Annotated in this window: 21 protein-coding genes; 9 read left to right on the top strand and 12 right to left on the bottom strand. The window is 65.7% G+C overall.

The genetic code is table 11. From position 1 onward, the window contains the following. Positions 1-73 precede the first annotated feature (73 nt). The 4 genes from LC039_RS08525 to LC039_RS08510 form a co-directional block, all read right to left on the bottom strand. Complete coding sequence (locus LC039_RS08525) at positions 74-2,374, bottom strand: xanthine dehydrogenase family protein molybdopterin-binding subunit (RefSeq protein WP_226623248.1); 2,301 nt, start codon at positions 2,372-2,374, stop codon at positions 74-76. A 3-nt stretch (positions 2,375-2,377) separates the two neighbouring features. Next, positions 2,378-2,830, bottom strand: coding sequence for a (2Fe-2S)-binding protein (locus LC039_RS08520; protein WP_226623247.1), 453 nt, complete (start codon positions 2,828-2,830; stop codon positions 2,378-2,380). A 398-nt stretch (positions 2,831-3,228) separates the two neighbouring features. Next, on the bottom strand, positions 3,229-4,371 hold the full coding sequence (locus LC039_RS08515; protein ID WP_226623246.1) for a branched-chain amino acid ABC transporter substrate-binding protein: 1,143 nt from the start codon (positions 4,369-4,371) through the stop codon (positions 3,229-3,231). A gap of 4 nt (positions 4,372-4,375) precedes the next feature. Further along, the gene (locus LC039_RS08510; RefSeq protein ID WP_226623245.1) at positions 4,376-5,374 is read right to left on the bottom strand and encodes a PQQ-dependent catabolism-associated beta-propeller protein; all 999 of its coding nucleotides are present in this window, start codon (positions 5,372-5,374) and stop codon (positions 4,376-4,378) included. 213 nt (positions 5,375-5,587) lie between these two features. On the opposite strand from LC039_RS08510, the gene LC039_RS08505 reads away from it, so the two are divergent. Together LC039_RS08505 and LC039_RS08500 are read left to right on the top strand one after the other, a co-directional pair. Beyond that, a complete protein-coding gene (locus tag LC039_RS08505) occupies positions 5,588-7,162 on the top strand; it encodes a pyrroloquinoline quinone-dependent dehydrogenase (RefSeq protein WP_226623244.1) in 1,575 nt (524 codons plus the stop codon). Between the two features lie 68 nt (positions 7,163-7,230). Beyond that, positions 7,231-7,821 carry a c-type cytochrome gene (locus LC039_RS08500; RefSeq protein ID WP_226623243.1) on the top strand — a complete coding sequence of 197 codons (591 nt, stop codon included), beginning with the start codon at positions 7,231-7,233 and terminating at the stop codon, positions 7,819-7,821. A gap of 21 nt (positions 7,822-7,842) precedes the next feature. Here LC039_RS08500 and LC039_RS08495 read toward each other — a convergent pair whose 3' ends face one another. Together LC039_RS08495 and LC039_RS08490 are read right to left on the bottom strand one after the other, a co-directional pair. Then, complete coding sequence (locus tag LC039_RS08495; protein WP_226623242.1) at positions 7,843-8,769, bottom strand: ankyrin repeat domain-containing protein; 927 nt, start codon at positions 8,767-8,769, stop codon at positions 7,843-7,845. Then, positions 8,766-9,200: a hypothetical protein gene (locus LC039_RS08490; protein WP_226623241.1), complete on the bottom strand. Its 435-nt coding sequence runs from the start codon at positions 9,198-9,200 to the stop codon at positions 8,766-8,768. The genes LC039_RS08495 and LC039_RS08490 overlap by 4 nt, the downstream gene beginning before the upstream one ends. Positions 9,201-9,550: 350 nt before the next feature. Here LC039_RS08490 and LC039_RS08485 point away from each other — a divergent pair, with 350 nt between their 5' ends. Beyond that, positions 9,551-10,123 carry a DoxX family protein gene (locus LC039_RS08485; protein WP_226623240.1) on the top strand — a complete coding sequence of 191 codons (573 nt, stop codon included), beginning with the start codon at positions 9,551-9,553 and terminating at the stop codon, positions 10,121-10,123. A 295-nt stretch (positions 10,124-10,418) separates the two neighbouring features. On the opposite strand, the gene LC039_RS08480 is transcribed toward LC039_RS08485, so the two are convergent. The 3 genes from LC039_RS08480 to LC039_RS08470 all read right to left on the bottom strand — a co-directional run bounded on the left by LC039_RS08480 (position 10,419) and on the right by LC039_RS08470 (position 11,802). Beyond that, positions 10,419-10,787, bottom strand: a complete 369-nt coding sequence (locus tag LC039_RS08480; RefSeq protein ID WP_226623239.1) for a rhodanese-like domain-containing protein — start codon at positions 10,785-10,787, stop codon at positions 10,419-10,421. Positions 10,788-10,814: 27 nt separating this feature from the next. Further along, on the bottom strand, positions 10,815-11,186 hold the full coding sequence (locus tag LC039_RS08475; protein ID WP_226623238.1) for a DsrE family protein: 372 nt from the start codon (positions 11,184-11,186) through the stop codon (positions 10,815-10,817). Between the two features lie 70 nt (positions 11,187-11,256). Further along, positions 11,257-11,802 (bottom strand): YgjV family protein, encoded by a 546-nt coding sequence (locus tag LC039_RS08470; RefSeq protein ID WP_226623237.1) that lies wholly within the window; start codon positions 11,800-11,802, stop codon positions 11,257-11,259. 199 nt (positions 11,803-12,001) lie between these two features. On the opposite strand from LC039_RS08470, the gene LC039_RS08465 reads away from it, so the two are divergent. The 6 genes from LC039_RS08465 to LC039_RS08440 all read left to right on the top strand — a co-directional run bounded on the left by LC039_RS08465 (position 12,002) and on the right by LC039_RS08440 (position 16,468). Further along, on the top strand, positions 12,002-12,631 hold the full coding sequence (locus LC039_RS08465) for a TetR/AcrR family transcriptional regulator (protein WP_226623236.1): 630 nt from the start codon (positions 12,002-12,004) through the stop codon (positions 12,629-12,631). Between the two features lie 367 nt (positions 12,632-12,998). Further along, positions 12,999-14,003: an AraC family transcriptional regulator gene (locus LC039_RS08460; RefSeq protein WP_226623235.1), complete on the top strand. Its 1,005-nt coding sequence runs from the start codon at positions 12,999-13,001 to the stop codon at positions 14,001-14,003. Positions 14,004-14,111: 108 nt separating this feature from the next. Then, positions 14,112-14,939: an NAD(P)H-binding protein gene (locus tag LC039_RS08455; RefSeq protein WP_226623234.1), complete on the top strand. Its 828-nt coding sequence runs from the start codon at positions 14,112-14,114 to the stop codon at positions 14,937-14,939. A 24-nt stretch (positions 14,940-14,963) separates the two neighbouring features. Beyond that, positions 14,964-15,392: a DUF4345 domain-containing protein gene (locus LC039_RS08450; protein ID WP_226623233.1), complete on the top strand. Its 429-nt coding sequence runs from the start codon at positions 14,964-14,966 to the stop codon at positions 15,390-15,392. Between the two features lie 224 nt (positions 15,393-15,616). Beyond that, positions 15,617-15,880, top strand: a complete 264-nt coding sequence (locus tag LC039_RS08445; protein WP_226623232.1) for a hypothetical protein — start codon at positions 15,617-15,619, stop codon at positions 15,878-15,880. Between the two features lie 129 nt (positions 15,881-16,009). Continuing rightward, positions 16,010-16,468 carry a GNAT family N-acetyltransferase gene (locus LC039_RS08440; RefSeq protein ID WP_226623231.1) on the top strand — a complete coding sequence of 153 codons (459 nt, stop codon included), beginning with the start codon at positions 16,010-16,012 and terminating at the stop codon, positions 16,466-16,468. Positions 16,469-16,781: 313 nt separating this feature from the next. Here LC039_RS08440 and LC039_RS08435 read toward each other — a convergent pair whose 3' ends face one another. From LC039_RS08435 to LC039_RS08425, 3 genes are all read right to left on the bottom strand, one after another. Further along, complete coding sequence (locus tag LC039_RS08435) at positions 16,782-17,819, bottom strand: zinc-dependent alcohol dehydrogenase family protein (RefSeq protein ID WP_226623230.1); 1,038 nt, start codon at positions 17,817-17,819, stop codon at positions 16,782-16,784. A 195-nt stretch (positions 17,820-18,014) separates the two neighbouring features. Further along, positions 18,015-19,037 (bottom strand): dipeptidase, encoded by a 1,023-nt coding sequence (locus tag LC039_RS08430; protein ID WP_226623580.1) that lies wholly within the window; start codon positions 19,035-19,037, stop codon positions 18,015-18,017. A 5-nt stretch (positions 19,038-19,042) separates the two neighbouring features. After that, positions 19,043-20,002, bottom strand: coding sequence for an isoaspartyl peptidase/L-asparaginase family protein (locus LC039_RS08425; RefSeq protein WP_226623229.1), 960 nt, complete (start codon positions 20,000-20,002; stop codon positions 19,043-19,045). Between the last annotated feature and the right edge of the window lie 27 nt (positions 20,003-20,029).

Genomic DNA, 20,029 nt, shown 5'->3' with positions numbered 1-20,029 from the left:
TTGCATCTGGACTGTCCAAGTCGGCGTCCAACATGCGGTCTGCGCCGGGCGCGCCGGCGCAGACCTTCGTGGCTCAGGCCTCTGTCCCCATCGGCAGGTGCCGGCGCCTTTCTCCTGTCGCCGCGAACAGAGCGTTGGCGATCGCCGGAGAGACCGGCGGCACGCCGGGTTCTCCGACTCCGGTCGCATGAACGGAGAACGGCTGCGGCACGATATGGGTGACCACAGCGGGGAAATTGTCGGAGCGGACCACGTCGTAGTCGTAATAGTTGGACTGTATCACAGCACCGTCTTCGAAGGTGATCCCCGAGTGCAATGCCACGGTCATGCCCATCACCGCGGCGCCCTGCAACTGGCTCTGGATGCGTTCCGGATTCGCCGCGAATCCGCAGTCGATGGCCATGTGCATCTCGGGCACGGTGATCCGACCCTCCACCACCTTCACCCGCGCCGCGCAGGCGACGTAGGAGACGAAGCTGCGATGCACCGCAAGCCCGATCGCCTCGCCCTCGGGCAAGTCCTGGCCGTAGCCGATGCCATCGGCAGCGACATTGAGAACGTTGGCGAGCCGCCCGGTTTCGATCGGGAACTCGTCCATGGGCTCGCCGTAGTTCCAGAAATCATCGGAAAGCCCAGCCTGCTTGAGATCAAGGCTGCGCGGCGCCCCGATCAACTCGAGCCACATCTCCTTCTGGTCCTTGCCGAGTTCATGCGCGAGTTCGCCGACGCAGGAGCCGATCGCCCAGGCATGCGGGATGTTCGACACCGAGCGGAACCAGCCGATCCTGGTGTGTGCCAGCGCCTTGCCGTGCTCGCAGCGGATGTTGGGCAGGTCGAATGGAAGATCGGTCATCCCCATCGCCAGTTCGAGCGGCAAGACGTTGCCCTCGTCCGGCGCGAAGGTTGACAGGATCGAGGGCGCCACGGACCGGTGGCGCCAGCCGGTCACCTTGCCACTCTCATCCAGCGCGACGTCGATGCGCTCCACCGAGGTCGTGTGGTAGAACGAGTGCTTCACATCGTCCTCGCGGGTCCATTGCACGCGCACCGGCGCGCCAACCTCGCGCGACAAAAGCGCCGCCTCGGTGACGAAATCGGCCTTGGATTTCCGTCCGAAACCGCCCCCGAGCAACGTAACGTTCACCGTCACCTGCCCGATGTCCAGCCCGAGCGCCTTGGCCGCATCCTTGCGCGTCGTGTAGGGGCTCTGCACGGGCGCCCAAATCTCGAGACCTTCCGCCGTGTAACTGGCGATCGCCGCCGGAGGCTCCATCGGGATATGCGCGATGTGATCTTGCGTGTAGGTGCCCGTGAAGGTTTTCGCGGCGCCGGCGAGCGCAGCGTCGAAATCGCCCTGATCGCGCGCCACGGTGCCCGGCTGTTCAGAGGTCGCGATCATCTCAGCCATGTAGGGCTCCGAGCTGTAGCCACCGTGCGGCCCGGCCTCCCATTCGATCTCCAGCCGGTCACGCCCCTGCGTCGCGGCCCAGGTGTTGCGTGCCACCACGGCGATCCCCCCAAGCGGCGCGAACTGCGTCGGCATCGAGGCATAGGGGAGCTCGTGCACGCTCTCCACGCCGGGCACCTTCAGTGCCTCGGTCGCGTCGAAGGAGAGCGCCTTGCCACCGACCACGGGCGGTCGGGCAATCACCGCGCATTTCATTCCCGGAAGGATCACGTCGGCGCCGTAGATGGCGTTGCCGGTGGTGATGTCATGGAGATCGGTGATCTGCACCTCACCCTTGCCGATATAGCGGAATTGGTCTTCGGACTTGTAGGCGATGTCCTCATGCGCCGGAACCGGCTGCGCCATCGCCGCCTCCGCCAGTTCGCCGAAGCCGAGGCTCTGGCCCGAGGGGGCCTTCACCTCGTGCATCTCGACGGTGACCTGAGCAGGGTCGAGACCCCATTGCTCGGCCGCGGCACGCGCCAGCATCGTGCGGACCGCACCGCCGATCTTCCGGGCCATCTGGATATGGTGGCGCATCGACCGCGAACCGTCGGTGTCCTGGTTGCCGTACCTGGGCTCGTCGCCGGGCGCTTGCACGATTTTGACCCGGGCCCAGTCTGCCTCCATCTCGTCGGCCATGACCATAGGAATGGACGTCCTGCTGCCCGTGCCCATTTCGGAGCGGTGCGCGACCAGCGTCACGGTGCCCTCCGCGTCGATCGACACGAAGACCATCGGATCCTCCACGAGCCCGTGCTCCATGCTCGCAGCTCCGGTGGCATAGGTGTCGAACGCCCGCGCGGGCATCGCGTAGGCGGCGAGAGCAAAGGCGCCCGTGGTTCCCAGGACGCCCCGGCGCGTGACCTTGGCCAGCCGTACATTTGCGACCGCAGACTCGATCAGAGGTTCGAGATAATTCAGCATGGCTCAGATCCCCGTGCTGGCATGGCGGACAGCCTCGACAATGCGCTGGTAGCAGCCGCAGCGGCAGACGTTGCCCGACATGGCGGCGAGGATCTCCTCGTCCGAAGGTTTGGGAGTCTCGCCGAGAAACGCCGCCGCCTGCATGATCTGCCCGGGCTGGCAAAAGCCGCATTGCGGGACATTGAGATCCCGCCAGGCGACCTGGACCGGATGGTTGCCCTCGGGATCGAGACCCTCGATCGTGGTGACCTCCTTGCCCTCTACGGCGCTGAGAGAAGTCTGACAGGCCCGCACGGCCTTGCCCTCGACATGCACGGTGCAGGCCCCGCAAAGCCCGGCGCCGCAGCCATATTTCGTCCCGGTGAGCCCCGCGACATCCCGGATTGCCCAGAGCAGCGGCATGGACGGGTCTTCGTCGAAATCTCGCTCGACGCCGTTCAGCAGTATGGTGGTCATTTCTTCCTCCCGAGGATGCGAATCGAGGCGGCAGAAACGAAAACGAAAAATTGAAAATCAGGGAGACGCACACAATGGATTCGCCGCCTAGTTGTGCGATGCTAGCATACAATGCCCACACTCTCAGCAGAGATTGGATGACGGTGACCTTCGCCCGACCGGAGCAGCGCGTGCTTTTGGCGAAATCGGCGCGGCGGGCGGACATGCCACAGGTGTCCGGAGCGAGCCCTGAAATGAGAGCACAGGGGTCTGCGCGTTCGGCTTCAGGACGCGCAGTCCACGGTCCGCCGTTGCAGACCGACCCAAGGGTTCGAGCTTCGCTGTCGGAGCAGCCCCCCGCCATCGCATTGCAGCGGCACCGCTTGTTTCAGCGCCCGGGCCAACCCTATCCATGACAGTCAGCGCCGACAGTCGCTTGTCATGCCATCCTGACCCAGCGTATCGAGTGTCTCGGTCTGGTGCTCGAAGCCTGTGATCGGCGCCACAGCCAGCACCGCGTCAGACGTGGCAAGCACGATGGGCTGCCGCAACTGTCCGCTCCAGGATCGGAAATTTCCCCGGACACCCTTGTAGAGATCAACCGAAAGCTCAGGCGACACCAACGCCTCCCTGATCCGCGCGGGCTCGGCGCTGCCGGCTTGGATCGACGCCTCTGCAAGCGCCTTCACCGCAGCCCAGCCAGCCCAGTCCGCCGAGGACATCTGCCGACCCGCGAGCCGGTCGAAGCGCTGGTTGAGCTGTGGTGCTCCATACCGCTCGAACGTCCAGTGCCAGGCGTGGGCAACAAGTCCTTCGGATCCGACAACCGGGCGCGGAGCTTGGGTGGCATAGGGCACGAACCGACCGAAATCACCGACGTCATCGACGAGCCAGACCACGTCATAGCGGGCCCCTCCGGTCAGCAGCGCGATATTGTTGTGATCGCGGCGCCGAGGATCATTTGTCAGCTCGAACATCCGTTCGTCCACGATCCGCAAGCCGAACTTGGCTGCCGAACGTCGGACCGCCTTGGTCCGCTCCGCGTCGGCATCCGAAGAGCCGCGCAGCAAGAGCACATCGCGCCAGTTCAGCGCCCGAAGGTATTGTGCCAACGCGTCGCTCAGCATGGCCTCGGATGGCATCGTGTGCAGCAGGTTCGGGGCGCAGTCCTCGCCACGCCAACGGTCGGACGCATCCCGGATATTGAGAAGCAATGCGTTGGGGCCGGACAGTTGCGCGACCTCGACCATCAGCTCCGGCGGCAGGTCCAGCAGAATGGCCAGCGGACCCGAGGACTTTATCGCATCGAAGCTCCCCGCAAGCCCCGCCGGTTCGGTCATCACCTCTTCCAACTCGAAGCTGAGGCCAAGCGCGCGCCCCATGATCCTGGTGTCGCGCAGGCCGAGACGCACGCCTTCCAAGGGCCTGTGGCGGTCGCGCAAAGACAGGCCGGTGTAGCCCGGTTGCGGCTCGTAGTAGGGATCACCAGCCATGCCAAGATAGATGATGCGCAGGTTCTCCTGCGCCGCCAGAGGCGCGGACAGCAGCAGCAGCAGGGCCAACGCCCTAGCGATCGTCGATGAGAATGTCATACGGCACGCGGCCAACCGGGATCGAGCTGAGCGCCTTGAGGCTGCGCGTGTCGACCACCGTGACATCGTCGGATAGGCCATTGGCGACGTAGAGCCGCGACTCGTCCGCGGTCAGTGCCAAGCCCCAGGCGCGGCTCCCGACCAGCACGTAGTCGATCACCTTGCGCTTCGGCACGTCCACCACCGCCACGTGATTGGCCCGTCCGAGCGCCACGTAGGCACGTAGACCATCGGCGGTGATCTCGAGGTCCACCGGCGTGACCTGCTCGGGCCGGAAGCCGGTGGGCAGGAAGGCGACATCGCCCACCAGCTTCAGGGTCTCGACGTCGATGATGTCGACGATGCCCGCGAGCTCGGCCGAGACCCAGAGCTCCTTGCCATCGGGGGTCAGCGCGAAACGGCGGGGCCGCGTGTCGACGAGGATGTCGGCGATCACCGCATCCGCCTCCAGGTCGATCACATGTACCAGGTTCGCCGCCTCGGAGGCGACGAAAACCAGTCGACCGTCGGGCGTGACCTGCACCCCCTCGGGCTCCTCGCCTGTAAAGTATTCCGCCAGTAGTTCGCCGGTCTCGATATCGATGACCGATGCAGCGGCGTCCTCCTCGTTCGACACGATCAGCCGCCGCCCGTCGGGGTGCAGATCGAAGGTCTCGGGGGCGGGCACTCCGCGGATGCGCCCGGTCAGCTCGAGCGACGCGGTGTCGTAGATGGCGATGGCGTCGTCATCGGCACAGCCGACGTAGAAGGCGGAACGATCGGCACTGAAATGCACGCCCCGCGGGCGGGCACAGGTCTCGACCGTGCGCACAAGCTGCAAATCGGGGGAGAGTATGCTCAGCGTGTCGCCGCGCTCGTCCGAAACGATGGCCATGCCGGTCTGTGCACATGCGACCCCGGCGAAAGGCAGCAGCGAAGCTGTTGCAACCACCAGGGCCCGCAAGACCGGACTGGAGATCAGACAGGGGCGCATCACACCGTGCTATTTTTTTAGACACATTTGAGTTACCCTACGTAACCAAAGCGAGATCTTCAACGCAAACCTTGGGAGGATGTGGTTATGCGTGATTGGTCGAGACTGGCCGCCACCTTAGTGGCGGCACTTGTAGCCTCTGGTTCAGCACATGCGCAGGAAGAAACCTCAGCAAGCACGCTCTATGGCGACTTGCAGTCGGTGACCCAGAGCATGCTTTCGAGAGCCGCGGGCGACGGGAACAATTTCCTGCACCCCAACGCCAACTACGCGCAGACGCGCTACTACCCGGCAAGCCAGATCAACACCGGCAACGTGAGAAGCCTGCGCCCGGCCTGGATTTTCCAGACCGAGATCGTGGACACGATGGAAACCTCGCCGATCGTGGTGAACGGGGTGATGTATGTCACTACCGCCTTCAACCACGTCTACGCGCTCGACGCGCGCACCGGCAAACAGATCTGGCACCACAAGCACGCCATGGGTCCGGTCACCACCTATTGCTGCGGCCCCAACAACCGCGGCGTGGCGGTCGCCGGAGACAAGGTCTTCATGGGCACGCTCGATGCCAAGCTGGTGGCGCTCGACGCCAAGACCGGCAAGCAGCTCTGGGAGACGCAGATCGCCGAAGCCGAGCTGGGCTATTCGGAAACCATGGCGCCGTCGGTGGTCGAGAACATGGTGCTGATCGGCACGAACGGCGGGGAATATGGCATCCGCGGCTTCGTGAAGGCCTTCGACACCGAGACCGGCGAGCTGATCTGGACCTTCCACACGGTGCCCGAGGATTCGGTCGGGGTCTGGGCGACGCATGATGCCACCGGGCGTGACATGCACCGCGACATAGAGGCAGAGAAGGCCGCTCTCGAGACCATGGGCGACCCCTACGAGACACTGGGCGGCGGTGTCTGGCAGAACCCGGCGGTCGATCTCGAGTCCCGGCGCATCTACTTCGTCGTGGGCAACCCCTCGCCCGACCTCGACGGCAGCCTGCGCCCGGGGGACAACCTCTACACCGACAGTCTCGTATCGGTGAATCTCGATACCGGCGAATACGTCTGCCACTTCCAATACATCGCACATGACGTCTGGGATCTCGACGCGGTCTCGCCGCCGATCATCACCACGGTAAAGGATGACGCGGGCAACGACGTCAAAGGCATCCTGCACGGCGGCAAGACCGGCCATGTCTACGTGCACAAGGCCGACGACTGCTCCATGATCCGCTACTCCGAGGCAATGGTGCCGCAGGAGGACATGTGGACCCTGCCCACCGCCGAAGGGGCACGCATGCTTCCCGGCGCCAATGGCGGCGTCGAATGGTCGCCGATGGCGATCGATCCGAGCCTGCATCTGAGCTACGCGATCAACCTGCACCAGCCGATGACCTACACGGTGCGCTCGACCCCCTACCCCGAGGGCAAGCTCTGGCTCGGTGGCTCCTTCGACGTGATCCCGGACGAGGCGCAATGGGGCAATGTCACCGCGATCGACTACAACACCGGCGACATCGCCTGGCAGGTCCGCACTGCCGAGCCGATGATCGGCGGCATTCTGGCGACGGCGGGCGGCCTCGTCTTCACCGGCGAGGGCAATGGTCTCTTCAAGGCCTATGACAGCTCCAATGGCGGCGAGCTCTGGCGCTTCCAGGCCGGGGCCGGGGTGAACGCCCCGCCGTCGAGCTATACGGTGGAGGGCCGTCAGTACATCGTCGTGGCCGCGGGCGGCAACGCCCAGCTCAACTACAAGCGCGGCAACAATATCATCGCCTTCACCCTCGCCGACTGAGGCAGGCGACCGGCGCTGACACCGGGGCGGGCCCGCGGCCTGCCCCCTTCTTTCAGGGAGGACACACTATGACATCGCGCTGCGCCCGGCTGCTGCTTCTGGCCGCCTCGGTCACCGGTCTCGCCACGCATCCCGCCATCGCCAAGGAGGGTTTCCTCCTCGAGGACGAAGTCGCGCTATGCGCGAGTTGCCACGGGGAGGACGGCGTGCCGGTCGACCCTGCCTACCCGGTGATCTGGGGCCAGCAGTATTTCTACATCTACACCCAGTTGCGCGACTACGGCGCGGGACGCCGCGAGAACGACATCATGACCGGCATCGCGGCGGAGTACGACCGCGACCAGGCCAAGACGCTGGCCGAGCACTTCGCTGCGCTGGCCTGGCCGGAGATTCCCGTGCAGCTGCAGGACGGAGACCCGGCGCTGGCCGAAAAGGGCATCACCGGCGGCCAGTGCAGCGCCTGCCACGGCAAATGGCAGGGCGACAGCCGGATCCCGCGGCTCGCCGGGCAGCAGCCGGGCTACCTCGCGCAGACCATGCGCGACTTCAAGAACGACGTGCGGATGAACGCCCCCGACAAGAACAGCACGATGAAACAGCTCGACGAGGCAACCATCGAGGCGCTGTCGCGCTACCTCGCCGACGTGGACGTGCAATAGGGACGCAACGGGCGCGTCGGCTCACCCCGCCAGAAGCGCGCGGATCTCGGGGCTCGCCGCGAGGTCCGTCGCCCCCTGCCCCGCGTGGTCGCGCAGACCCGGGTCCGCGCCCGCCTGCAGCAGGAAGGCCACCATCGCGCCATGGCCGCGCTCGGCGGCGATCATCAACGCCGTGCGCCCGCGGTCGTCCTGCCGGTCGAGACCCGCGCCCGCCGCCAGCAGCTGCCGCGCGGTTTCCACCCCATCGGCGGCGGGGGCGTCGTTGGCATGGCCCGCCGCCCACATCAGCGCAGTCAGATCGTGGCCCCAGACCCGGTCGGCCTCCGCCCCTGCCTCGAGCAACGCCGAGACGATGCCGGGAAAACCCCGCCCCGCCGCATAGGTCAGCGCGCCCTTGCCGCGCCGGTCCTCGGCGTTCGGATCGCCGCCTGCGTCGAGCAGCATTGCCAGCAGCCGCGGATCGCCATCGAAGGCCGCCGCCATCACCGCGGTGACCCCTTCGCGGCTGGCGCTGTTCACATCCGCCCCCGCTTCGAGCAGCTGCGCCACCATGCGCCGTCGCCCGGCCTGCACTGCGCCGAGCAGCGGGGTGATACCGCCGAGGTTGGCATGGTCGATATCCGCACCACGCGCCAACAGATCCGCCGCGATCTCGCGCGCGCCGCGCGCCGCGGCGATGTTGAGCGGGGTGCCGCCGAAACGGTTGCGGGCCTCGACCGAGGCGCCCTGCTCCAGCAGCCGCCGCGCGATCTCGGGACAATCCAGCGAGGCCGCCTCGAAGAGCGCCTCGTTCAGCACTCGCCCCTCGAGCGCGGCGCGGGACTGGGACAGGCGCGTCTCGAGCGCGGTGCAGACGGGCGCCGCGGGCTGGGCCCAAGCGCCGCCTCCGGCGACCGCCAGCAGCCAGAGGCCCAGCCCCAGGAGCACACGCTCGGCGGCCCGCCTCATTTCACGACCACCACGCCACGAAAGCCCTGCGTGTCCAGGCCCTCGACAAAGAAAGGATACTCACCCGCGCGCTGCGGAATGAACCAGATATCGATCTCCCCTTCGTCATCGAATTCGACCGCATGCAGCCCGTAGGGCTTCACCTCCTTGTCCTCGATGACGACCTGGTCGATCCAGCTTTCCCGAAACAGCTCCGGCGCGAGCAGCTTGTACTCCTCCAGCCCGTCGCTCTCGATGCGCCAGCGGTAGTAACGCCCGGCTTCGATCTCATAGCGTTTGATCGAAAACCCCTCGGAAGCAACAAGGCTCAGCGGCTCCAACCGTTCGGCGCGCCGTGTTGCATCGCCGGCAACCGCGCCGGATGACGAGGCGGCAAGCATAAGAAGCGACACCAAAAGAGAACTCAGGTTCCCCGGCATGTTACCCGGCATGGCTCGGCCGCCTTTCCCCTCCCGCGAAACGGTTCGGCAAGTCTAGCATCAGCCCATGAAGCGAGCAAATCGCGGCATATCGAAGCCCGACGTGGTGCCGCAAATTCTCGACCCCCGGCGCAATTTGCGCGGATGCGCCCGGCGTGGCGGACCACAACGACCGCCTACCCCCTCCGCCGGGACCGGGACATGCCTGCCCCGCCCGGCTTAACCGAAGCAAAAATGATCTGGATCAATATATTAGTAGCATTCCTCGCACAGACCCGGTGCGTCCGGCGGCGTTTATGGACGGGCCTGCCGGATGTAGGATTTTACCAAGTCCGCAGAAGGATGTTTCAGGAGATAGGACAATGGCCAACATCTTCCTTCCGACACGTGACCGGCTTGTCATTCCATTTCTTTCCCCGGTCTATTCGAATTTCGCAGAACCCCTGGGGTGGCTCGGCTTCCGCCTGACCATCGGGCTCAGCCTTGTCGTCGCCGGATGGCCGAAGATCATCGCGCCGTTCGCGCAATCGGGGTTCGTGGAATCCCTGGGCATGTATCCCGGCTGGTTCTGGTCGCCACTCCTCGCTGCCATGCAGTTCTTCGGCGGCATGATGATCGCCGTTGGCCTGCTGACTCGACCGGTGGCTCTGGCAAATGCCGTCATGCTGCTGATCACCCTGTGGTTCCACGTGGCGAACCCCTACCCGGAGCCGTTCCTCACCGCAGAAGGGATGAGTTATCTGGCACAGAACCCCGACCTGCTGACCCCCGCCGCACAATCGGCGCTGATTGGTGACGGCGGCGCGGCCTTCGGTGCGCGCATCCAGGAAAAGGCGATCTACGCCTCGCTATTCTGGGCCGCAAGCGCAGCGCTGATCGCTGCCTTTGGAGGAGGCTACTTCTCGATCGACAAGATGCTCCGCAAAGAGTTCTAGAAGGGTCCCGTGCATCGGCGCCAAGTGACACGGCTCCGATGCACCTATCCAAGGCGCAGGCGGTACGCTCTTGATGTACCCCCGATCCCTGAGAGGTTTTTGCGAGGTACCTAGACATGCCGACAGAAGGCGCACAAGCGATGGCTGCCCTTCTGGGCCAGAGTCAGGGACTCGCTTTGAATGCAGCGCCCTGAGACCAAAGCCGTCGCCAAATAGCCCAACCGGAAACGGTCGCCGCTTGGAACAAGCGGCGACGTTGCGTTTGCGGTTCTGGAGGCGCGACAGTCTCGCGCCGTCAGTCGCGGATCGTCGGGTAGCCCGCGTCGACCCAGGACTGCGTGCCGCCCTCCACCCAGCTCACGCAGGCGAAGCCGAGCCTGGCGAATGCCGCCGCGGCGCGTTCTGCCATCGGCCCGGCCTGGCAGGTGGCGATCACATGGAGCGAGCGGTCCGCGAAGGCCGCGGGGAGAGCCCCTGCGTCGATCTGGGCAAGCGGGATCAGACGGGCTCCTGGGATCCGGCCGGTGGTCTCACGGATGGCCTTGACGGGGCGCGGATCGATGAACTCGACCCCCGCGCGACCGTGAAGGGCGCGCGCCTGATCGGCGCTGATTGGGGTTGCCGCGGATTTCTCGGCGATGCCGGTGTTGCTGCAAGTCGTCATGTCATGTGTCTCCTTGTCGGGGTTGGTTCAGAAGCTCAGCGTCGCTGCGCCATCGAGGATCAGCGCATGCAGAGCCGGGGAGCCGACGACCTGGACGCCGTCGATGAAATGGTCCGCGTCGTAGCCGCGCACCTTGGCGCAGGGCGGGCAGACCAGAATGCGCCCGCCGTTGGACTGGAAATTGTCGATCAGCTCCTTCAAGGGGGGATCGAACGGGTTCATCCGCACATTGTCGGCCGCGCCCTTGCGCACCACGTCGACCGCGGCGCTCACCATGAAGAGCGTTACCTGCTGACCCGAGGCGAGCCCGGTGTTGGCAATGGTGAAGGCCACCGTGGCCCGCTCATCATCGAGGCCGCGCGAGACGACGATCGCCAGTTTCTTGATTTGGTCTTCCATCGGTCTTTTCCTTTCATGTCGAAGCGTGTTGGGACGTCCGGACAGACCCCGGTCCGGCCGGGTTCTTGCGTCAGGCGACCTGAGGCGCCTGGCGCTGATCGCGCAGCTCGCGGGCATAGGCGGCGAGCGCGATCGTGAAGGTCACCAGTGACCCGGCGAGGCAGGGCCAGGCACCGATCAGCAGGTCATGCGTTGCCCCGAAGGGCGAAGCCATGAGCTGAATCCGCCGCATACGCAGCGTCTCGCTCTGCAGGCGACCGATCATCACCAGGCAGCACGCGGTTACGGCGAAAAGCGTATGAATCCCGGCGTAGGTCGCCGCACCGATCAGCAGCACCAAGGGCAGGAAGGCGTAGCCCATCTTCTTCAACCACCAGGTGTCGCCTGCCAGAATCGCGATCGTCGTCTGGATCGCCCCTGTGAGGCAGATGGCGGTCGCCGTTTCCTGCCCCATCAGCGCGTAGCTGGTCGCGTAGGCGCAGGTCGCGCCGAGTTGGACCGTGAGGATCTTCCGGCGGCTCTTGAAGAGCGGCCAGATCATTTGAGCCGCGAGCCCGGCCGTGCCGAAAAGAGCCGCGAGGGGAAGTTCAGCTGTGTAGGAAAGCAGGGTGGACATCTTGTGGCTCCATCTCGTCAGACTATTTGGTCTGTTTCGAGCATACCGTTTGGTCTGTTTCAGACGTAGGTGGAGTGGAGTTTCGATTGTTTCACTTGCGTATTCACGGTGAAACGTCGATATTTCTGGCTGTTTCGTGGCAATCCAGCGCAGCCTCGTGTAGTCTTAAAACAGACCGAATGATCGAAAGGTGCCCTGCATGAGCCTCAAGGGTGAGCAATCCAGAGAGCGACTTCTGAGGGCCACGAAGGCGCTCGTCATGAAGAAGGGCTTCGCCGGCACCTCCGTCGACGACATCCTTAAGGAGACCGGAGTCTCGAAGGGCGCCTTCTTCCACCATTTCAAGTCAAAGGCCGACCTCGCGGATCAGCTCATGCGCTGGTACGCCGAAGGAGACATCAGGATGTTCCGGACGATCCTCGCGCAGGCCGAGGCCGCGCAGGACGACCCGATGGAGCAACTCATGCGCTTCCTCACGGATTTCGAGGCGTATCTGTGCGATCCGGAAAGCCCGCCCAAGGGCTGCATGTATGCGCTCTACACCTACGAGGACGACCATTTCGAAAACGACCTGAAGGGGTTCGTCGCCGAAACGCTGCAGAGCTGGACGGCCATGTACATCCGCAAGTTCCAGGAGGTGATCGATCGCCACCCGCCGGTGCGCCGTGTTACCGCCAAACAATTGGCGGAAATGTTCGTTGCGGTGATCGAAGGCGGGCTGATCCTGCAGCGCGCCTATGACACCCCCGGAATGGCGGCAAGGCAGTCCGAACAGTTCCGCGCCTATCTAGAGCTGCTCTTCGATTGGCCCGCCCAGGACGCTGCGTGACGCGCGGCGCCTGCACGAACGCCGCATGCGCCGCCCTGGACGCGGTGCGCATAAGCCCCATGATCGCGGAGTGAGCTAACTGGGTCGGTGGTCTCTCCCGTAGGATCGCAAAGCGCCGCCATGTCCGCACAGTGTGAGTTCGCCTATGCCTCGGCTTCGCAACCGCAGCAACTGGCCGGTCTTGGGAAGCGATGCCGGAGCGGATGACGGCAGGACCGGCGTCGCGAAAGGCTGACAGTGTCGCCCGACTAGAGAAGGCCGCGTGGTCCTTCGCTTCACGCGCAGGCTGGCTGCAGGGATCAGTCCAGCTCGCCGCGCGCCCTGCCCGGGCTTGGCGGCTTGCCAAGAGCAACCTAGACTGCCGGGCATGGGATATGTGACATCGCTCTTCTCGCGCAAGGTGGTCGCCGCGGCAGGCGACGGAGTGGATGCCGGGGCGATGCTGGCCAGTGTCGGACTCACGTCCGACGCCCCTTGTGACGCCGGGCAGATGGTTCCCGCCGAGTGCTACTACGACATGCTGGAAAGGATCGCCGAGCAGGTCGACGTGACCGAGCTGCCACTTCGCACGGGCGCCTCCATGCGGCTCGATGAATACGGTGCGCTTGGGCTGGCGTTCAAGGCGGCAACGACGCTTCGGGCGTCCTACGCGCGGGTGGAACGCTATGCGCGCCTGTGGACCAGCGTCGTCGAATACGAGCTGCGGCCGGCGACCGGGGGCACGCTCTTCATCCTGCATCGGGCGGGCGAACGGCGCCTCGGGATGCGGTTGTCGAACGAGGCAACCCTTGCAAGCGCCGTGTCCCTCGCGCGGCAGGTCTGCCCGGTGCCGCTCACGCCCGTCGAAGTGCTGATCCGGCATCCCGCACCGCATGGGGTCGCCGCGCACGAGGAGTGGTTCGGCTGCCCGGTGCGCTTCGGCGCCGACCTCGACGCGATCCTTTATGCCGATGAGACGCTGGCCCGGCCCAACATCCTCGGGGACGCGGGGATCTCGCAATACCTCACCACGCATCTTGACGCGGAGCTGTCCGAGATCACCCGGCAGCCTCCCCTCGTCGCGCAGGCCAAGGCCGCAATCGCCCAGGCCCTCAGCGAGGGGGCGCCAAAGATGCCCGAAATCGCGCGCGGCCTCGGACTTAGTGCGCGGTCCTTCCACAGACGCCTCTCCGAGCATGGAATGAACTTTCAGAGCCTCACCGAGGAAACCCGCCGGGACCTCGCCGAGGGGCTCTTGCGGGAGGAGAGCCATTCGCTGGCCGAAATCGCGTTCCTCACTGGCTTCTCGGAGCAGAGCGCCTTTACCCGCGCGTTCAAACGCTGGGTCGGCACGACGCCCGCGACCTACCGCAAAGAGATGACAACACGCTGACGGGCGCGCTGGCGACGACGGTCAAAAGGCTGGCGCCGCCGGTCAATACCGCGTGACATCCCTGCGCATATCCTCTGGCCACCGATACCGAAGCCAGGGAGACACCCCATGCAAAACAAAGAGACCCTCGTGATCGGCGCAACCGGCAAGACCGGGAGCCGCGTCGCCAGCCGCCTCAAGGCACGGGGCCTTCCCGTGCGCCGCGCGTCGCGTGGTTCCGCAACGCCCTTCGACTGGGAGGCGCCGGAGACCTGGGCCCCGGCCCTGCGCGGGGCCCAGGCGGCCTATGTCACTTACTTTCCCGACCTCGCCTTCCCCGGGGCCGTGGAAAAGCTCGAGTCCCTGTGCGAAACCGCCAGCGCCGCGGGCGTCGAGCACCTCGTTCTGCTCTCCGGGCGCGGCGAACACCACGCACGGCTGGGCGAAGAGGTGGTGCGCAATTCCGGCATCGACTTCACGATCGTCCGGGCCGCCTGGTTCGCGCAGAACTTCTCCGAAGGCTACCTGCGCGATCCGATCCTGGCCGGCGTTCTCCCGATGCCCGGCGGCGATGTCGCCGAGCCCATCATCGACATTGACGACATTGCCGATGTTGCCGTGGCGGCGCTGACCGAAGAGGGCCACAAGGGCGAACTCTACGAGGTGACAGGCCCCCGGCCGATGTCCTTCTCGACCATGGCGGCCGAGCTCTCGCAGGCTACGGGGCGCGAGATCCGGCATATCCCGATCAGCTTCGAGGATTTTCACGCGAACATCGCGCAGGCCGGCGGCGAGCTCGTGGCCGACATCTTCACCGCCATCGCGCGCGAGACGCTGGACGGACGCAACGCCCACACCACGAACGGTGTGATGCGCGCGCTCGGCCGCCCGCCCCGCGATTTCACGGACTTCGCCCGGGCCGCCGCCAGAACCGGCGCCTGGACAAGCGCTGCCTGACACCACGGCGTAAGAGGATATGACATGAAACCCACCCTGTTCGAGACGAGCGCGCTTGGTCTCTCCGGCCTCAGCGCTCTCACCATCGGCGCTTTCATCCTATTCGCGCCGCACGCCTTCTACGCCAGCTACGGCATCACGCTCGGCTACGACGCCAGCCTGCTCAGCGAATTGCGCGCGCCCGGCGCCGGTCTCGCCGCTTTCGGCCTCCTGATGTTGCTCGGCATCCGGCAGTACGAAATCTTGCCCTTCTCCATGGTGGCGGCCGTCACGGTCTTCTTCGCCTTCCCGCTCGGGCGATTGGTCGGGCTCGCTGTCGACGGAGTGCCGTCCAGCAGCATCATCGGCGCTCTCGTCGCCGAACTGGTGATCAGCGCCCTATGCCTTCTGGCCTTCCGTCGGCGCCTCCGGCTGGCGGCGCCCCGCCTCTCCGTATCAAAGTCTGCGAACTGAGCCTGCCGCGGTGGCTCGGTCCTGGACAGCCTGCCACCTTACCCAAGGAGCTCGCGCCCATGCCCGCCGTTCTCCTCTACCTCACCGTCATCGCCCATGCGCTGGTCGGTGGGGTCTTTCTCGCATTCTCGGATTTCATCATGCGCGGGCCAGTCGGCCATCAGCGGTCAGGGTAGTGTGGAGGCGATGCTGGCGATCAACCGTGAGCGTTCCGCTGGGTCGTCATGGCGCTCTTCTTCGGGCTGGCGCCGGTGTCCCCGCTGCTCGCGGCCTACGGGGCAACAGTCGTCAAGCACGGGCCGGGGATTGTCATGGTGCTGGCGGGCATGGGAGCCTCGGAGGAAGCAGCCCCAGACAATTGGTGCCGCACCAATCTGCCGCGATGGAGCCACTGGAATACCTTCCGCACCTTCGCCTGCCGACTGTCCGCAGCCCTACTGATGCTGTCACTCAACTGGGCGGCGCAATCTCAGCCGGAAGCGGTTTGAAAACCGATCCGGATCAGGGAGTCGACCTGCGCATCGCAGTGGAGGCAGCGTCTGGACGCCGGCAGGTTCGTTTTCGACCCGCAGCGTCCCTGACTGCGATCGCCAAGAAAGAATAAGGAGTGCCAACCCATGGGCAAACCGCGTTGTCGCCGCGCTACCGCAGCGGATCTGGAGGCAATTGTCGCGCTGCTGGCTGACGACGTGCTTGGTTCGTCGAGGGAAACCTCTTCCCCCGTCGTGGACGAGTGCTACCGGGATGCGTTTACCGAGATCGACGCGGACCCGAACCAGTTTCTTTGCGTGGTTGAGCAAGGACCGTATATCGTCGGAACCCTGCAACTGACCTTCATCCCGGGCCTGTCGCGCGGCGGCACCAAGCGTGGACAAATCGAGGCGGTACGGATCGCGCGGGATCGTCGTGGCGGTGGGCTTGGCGAAGCGATGTTTGCCTGGGCGATCAGCGAGTGCCGGGCGCGCGGGTGTTCATTGGTTCAGTTGACGACGGACAGGGACCGGCCGGGTGCTCATCGCTTCTATGGCCTTCTGGGTTTTGTACCGACCCATATCGGATACAAGCTGAAGATCTGAAGACGGGGAACCGACCACCGTGTGCGCGGGTACGCGCGGATGCTGCGAGGACCGAACCCATTTGAGGAACGTCCAGATTGCTCCGCTTCCTCGCCAAGCAGGGTGGCGCGGCGATCGGCAGCCATTGTCGCCCCATTCGAGCACCGTGGCAGCTCCCTGGACCGGCTGATTGATGCTCGTGCCGACCGCCCTACCCTCCGCCGGATTCGCATAAATGCCAATGCGTTGCCGCACCGGCCTTGCGGGCAAGTGATCGACGAGGCTTCTGAATTGCAATGCGCGTAGATTTCTTGCCCAGTCCACTCGCGCTGCTTCAGAACCGCGTGATGACGGTCGCCCCGACGGATCGGAACCTGTCCATGTTCATCAGCGCCTCTGGCGCATCGGCGAGGCCGATCTGGTCTCCCACCAGCCGCGCCGGGTCCAGCTTGCCGCTGGCGACCATGTCCAGCATCGCGCCATAGCGATGCGCCTGCATCCCGTGGGAGCCGAGCAGTTCGATCTCCTGGCCGACGATCTTGGGCATGGGCACGGCAGGCGCCGCGTGCTCGCCGAGCATCAGCCCAACCTGCACATGCTTGCCGCGCGGGCGCAGGCAGAGGATCGAATTGGTCATGGTCACGGGGTGGCCGAGCGCATCGAGCGAGACATGCGCGCCACCGCGCGTGATCTCGCGGATTGCCCCAGACACATCCGCCTCGGCACCATCTATGACAGCCACGGCACCAAGAGCCTTGGCCAGCGCCAGCTTGGCCGGGTCAAGATCGACACCGATGACATTTGCTCCCGCCGCGGCTGCGATCATCACCGCCGACAGACCGACACCGCCGCACCCATGCACGGCCACCCATTGCCCGGCGCTGACCTTGCCCTGGTCGATCACCGCGCGGAAGGAAGTGGCGAAGCGGCAGCCGAGGCTCGCCGCGGTGGCGAAATCCATGCTCTCGGGCAGCGCCACGAGGTTCAGGTCAGCCTGGTGAATGCCGACATATTCGGCGAAGGACCCCCAGTGGGTGAAGCCCGGCTGCTCCTGATGCAGGCACACTTGCTGCTGCCCTGCGTGGCATTCCGAGCAACTGCCGCAGCCGCAGATGAACGGCACCGTCACCTTGTCGCCCACCTTCCAGTTGACGACGTCCTTGCCCACCGCCTCGACCACGCCCGCCAGTTCGTGCCCCGGAACATGCGGCAGCTCGATGTCGCTGTCGTGGCCCATCCAGCCATGCCAGTCGCTGCGGCAGACCCCGGTGGCCCTGACCCTGAGCACGACACCATGCGCCTCCGGCGAAGGGTCATCCACGGTGACCAGCTTCGGGGCTTCCTGGAATTTCTCGAACAAGACGGCTTTCATCGCAGGGTCTTTCGGCTGTTCACATTCATTTTTCGGGAGCACGGCGGCATCGGGTACACCCTGCCTGCCAATCCTGATCCCGCTCGCATGTCTTGCAGCAGGTCCGCCGCGATGACCAGTGCCCGCGGGGCACCCGCCACCTCCCCGGCGGTGGGCTCCCGATAGACTTCGGGGCGCGATCACCACGACCGGGGATCACTGCCCCCAGGTACGCTCCAGCGTCGCGATCCAGTTGCGGTGGGCGATCTTCGCCAGTTCCTCTTCGCCGTAGCCGGCCGCGCGCAGGGCTTCCAGCAGGCGCTGCACGCCGGCCACGTCCCCCATCTGCCGCGACATGAAGGTGCCGTCGAAATCCGAACCGAGCGCGACGTGGTCGATGCCGACACGCTCGACGAGATAGTCGATGTGGCGCACCATCACGTCAAAGCCCATCTCGGGATCGCGGACGCCCTCGGGGTGGAGAAACCGCACGCCGAAGTTCAGCCCGATCAGGCCGCCGGTCTCGCGGATCGCATCCAGTTGCTTGTCCGTGGCATTGCGGCTGTGCGGGCAGATCGCGAAGGAGTTGGAATGCGAGGCGACCAGCGGCGCATCCGAGATCCGCGCAACGTCCCAGAATCCGGCGTCGTTGAGGTGCGACAGGTCGACGAGGATCCCCAGCTCGTTGCAGAGCCGGACCAGATCCTGCCCGGCCGCGGTCAGCCCGCCTCCAATGTCGGGCTCACGCCCCATGACGAAGGGCACGCCATGGGCGAAGATGTTCGGGCGGCTCCAGACCGGACCCATCGTGCGCAGACCGGCGGCATGCAGCACGTGCAGCAGGTCGAGGTCTTCGGTCACGGCCTCGATGCCCTCGATGTGGAACACGGCGGCAAAGCTGCCCTCTGCCATGGCCGCGCGGATATCGGCGGCGCTGCGGCAGAGCGTGACCGCCCCGTCCGACTGGCGCACGATGCGGTGCAGCAGCGCGGCTTGCGCAATCGTCTGCTGAAGGGCGGAGGCCTGCGGCACGCGCGGCAGGTCGCCGTTCTCGTCCAGCGTCTGGTCGCCGGTGCTCACCCAGACCGCGCAGAGCCCGCCAGCGAACTTCGAGGCCTGCGCCCGGGGCAGGTCGATCTGCATGCCCGGCGCGCCGGTCAGGAAGCGGGTCTCGGCTCCGTCAGAGGCGCGCAGCAGCTTCGAGAGCACATCGTTGTGGCCGTCGAAGACGGGGATCATCTCGCTCACAGCTGCACCTCATGGATTTCCTGGTGGGTCGCGACGAAGGCACGGCCCTCGGGGGTGACCCAGCCGCGGAACATGCCGGCGGTATTGAAGGGAGCGCTGACCTTACCCGAGGCGTCCAGCGCCACCAGCCCAGCACCGATGATTCCGGTGGTCTGCGACGAGCTCGAGAGGTCCACGTGCACCACATGCTCGGCCGCCGTGCGGACGTCTTCCTTCAGATAGGCAATCCGCGCCGCGATCTCGTGCCCGACCACGTGCCGGATGAAGAACTCGCCCTTGCCTGTGCCCGACACGGCGCAGACCCCGTCGCGCGCGTAGGTGCCGGCGCCAATCACCGGACTGTCGCCGACGCGACCGGCGGGCTTGTTGGTGTAGCCCCCGGTCGAGGTGGCCGCCGCGAGGTGCCCGGCCACATCGAGCGCCACCGCGCCGACGGTTCCGTGCTTCTCGTTCTCGGTCGCCTCGGTTCCGGCGGCGGCATGGGCTTTCATCGCTGCGAGGGCCTCGACGCGTTTCTGCGTGGTGAAATAATCCTGCGGCATGACCTCGAGGCCCGCCGCGGCAGCAAAGTCATCTGCCGCGCCGCCGGTCAGGAACACCGCGCGACCATCGTCCATCAGCGCACGGGCTGCCCGCACCGGGTTGCGGATGCCGCGCGCCGCGCTGACCGCCCCCGCCTCGAGCGTGGCGCCGTCCATGATCGAGGCATCAAGCTCATGGATACCCTCCTCGTTCAGCGCGGCGCCGTGCCCGGCGTTGAAATGCGGGCTGTCTTCCATGACGACGACGGCGGCTTCCACGGCGGCGACGGCAGAGCCGCCTTCCGTCAGTTCCGCCCAACCCGCGACGAGCGCGCGCGCCAGGTCCTGCCGAGCCTCGGCCCAGTCTTCCGCGCTCATGCTGTCGAGGGGCAGCACGCCGCAGCCCCCGTGAATGGCCAGTGCAATCGTCGTCATAGTCGTCTTCCTGTCTTCATGCAGAGC

The sequence above is a fragment of the Alloyangia pacifica genome, assembly GCF_020524285.1.
Taxonomy (GTDB): domain Bacteria; phylum Pseudomonadota; class Alphaproteobacteria; order Rhodobacterales; family Rhodobacteraceae; genus Salipiger; species Salipiger pacificus_B.
This window is presented reverse-complemented; position numbering and strand designations above follow the sequence as displayed.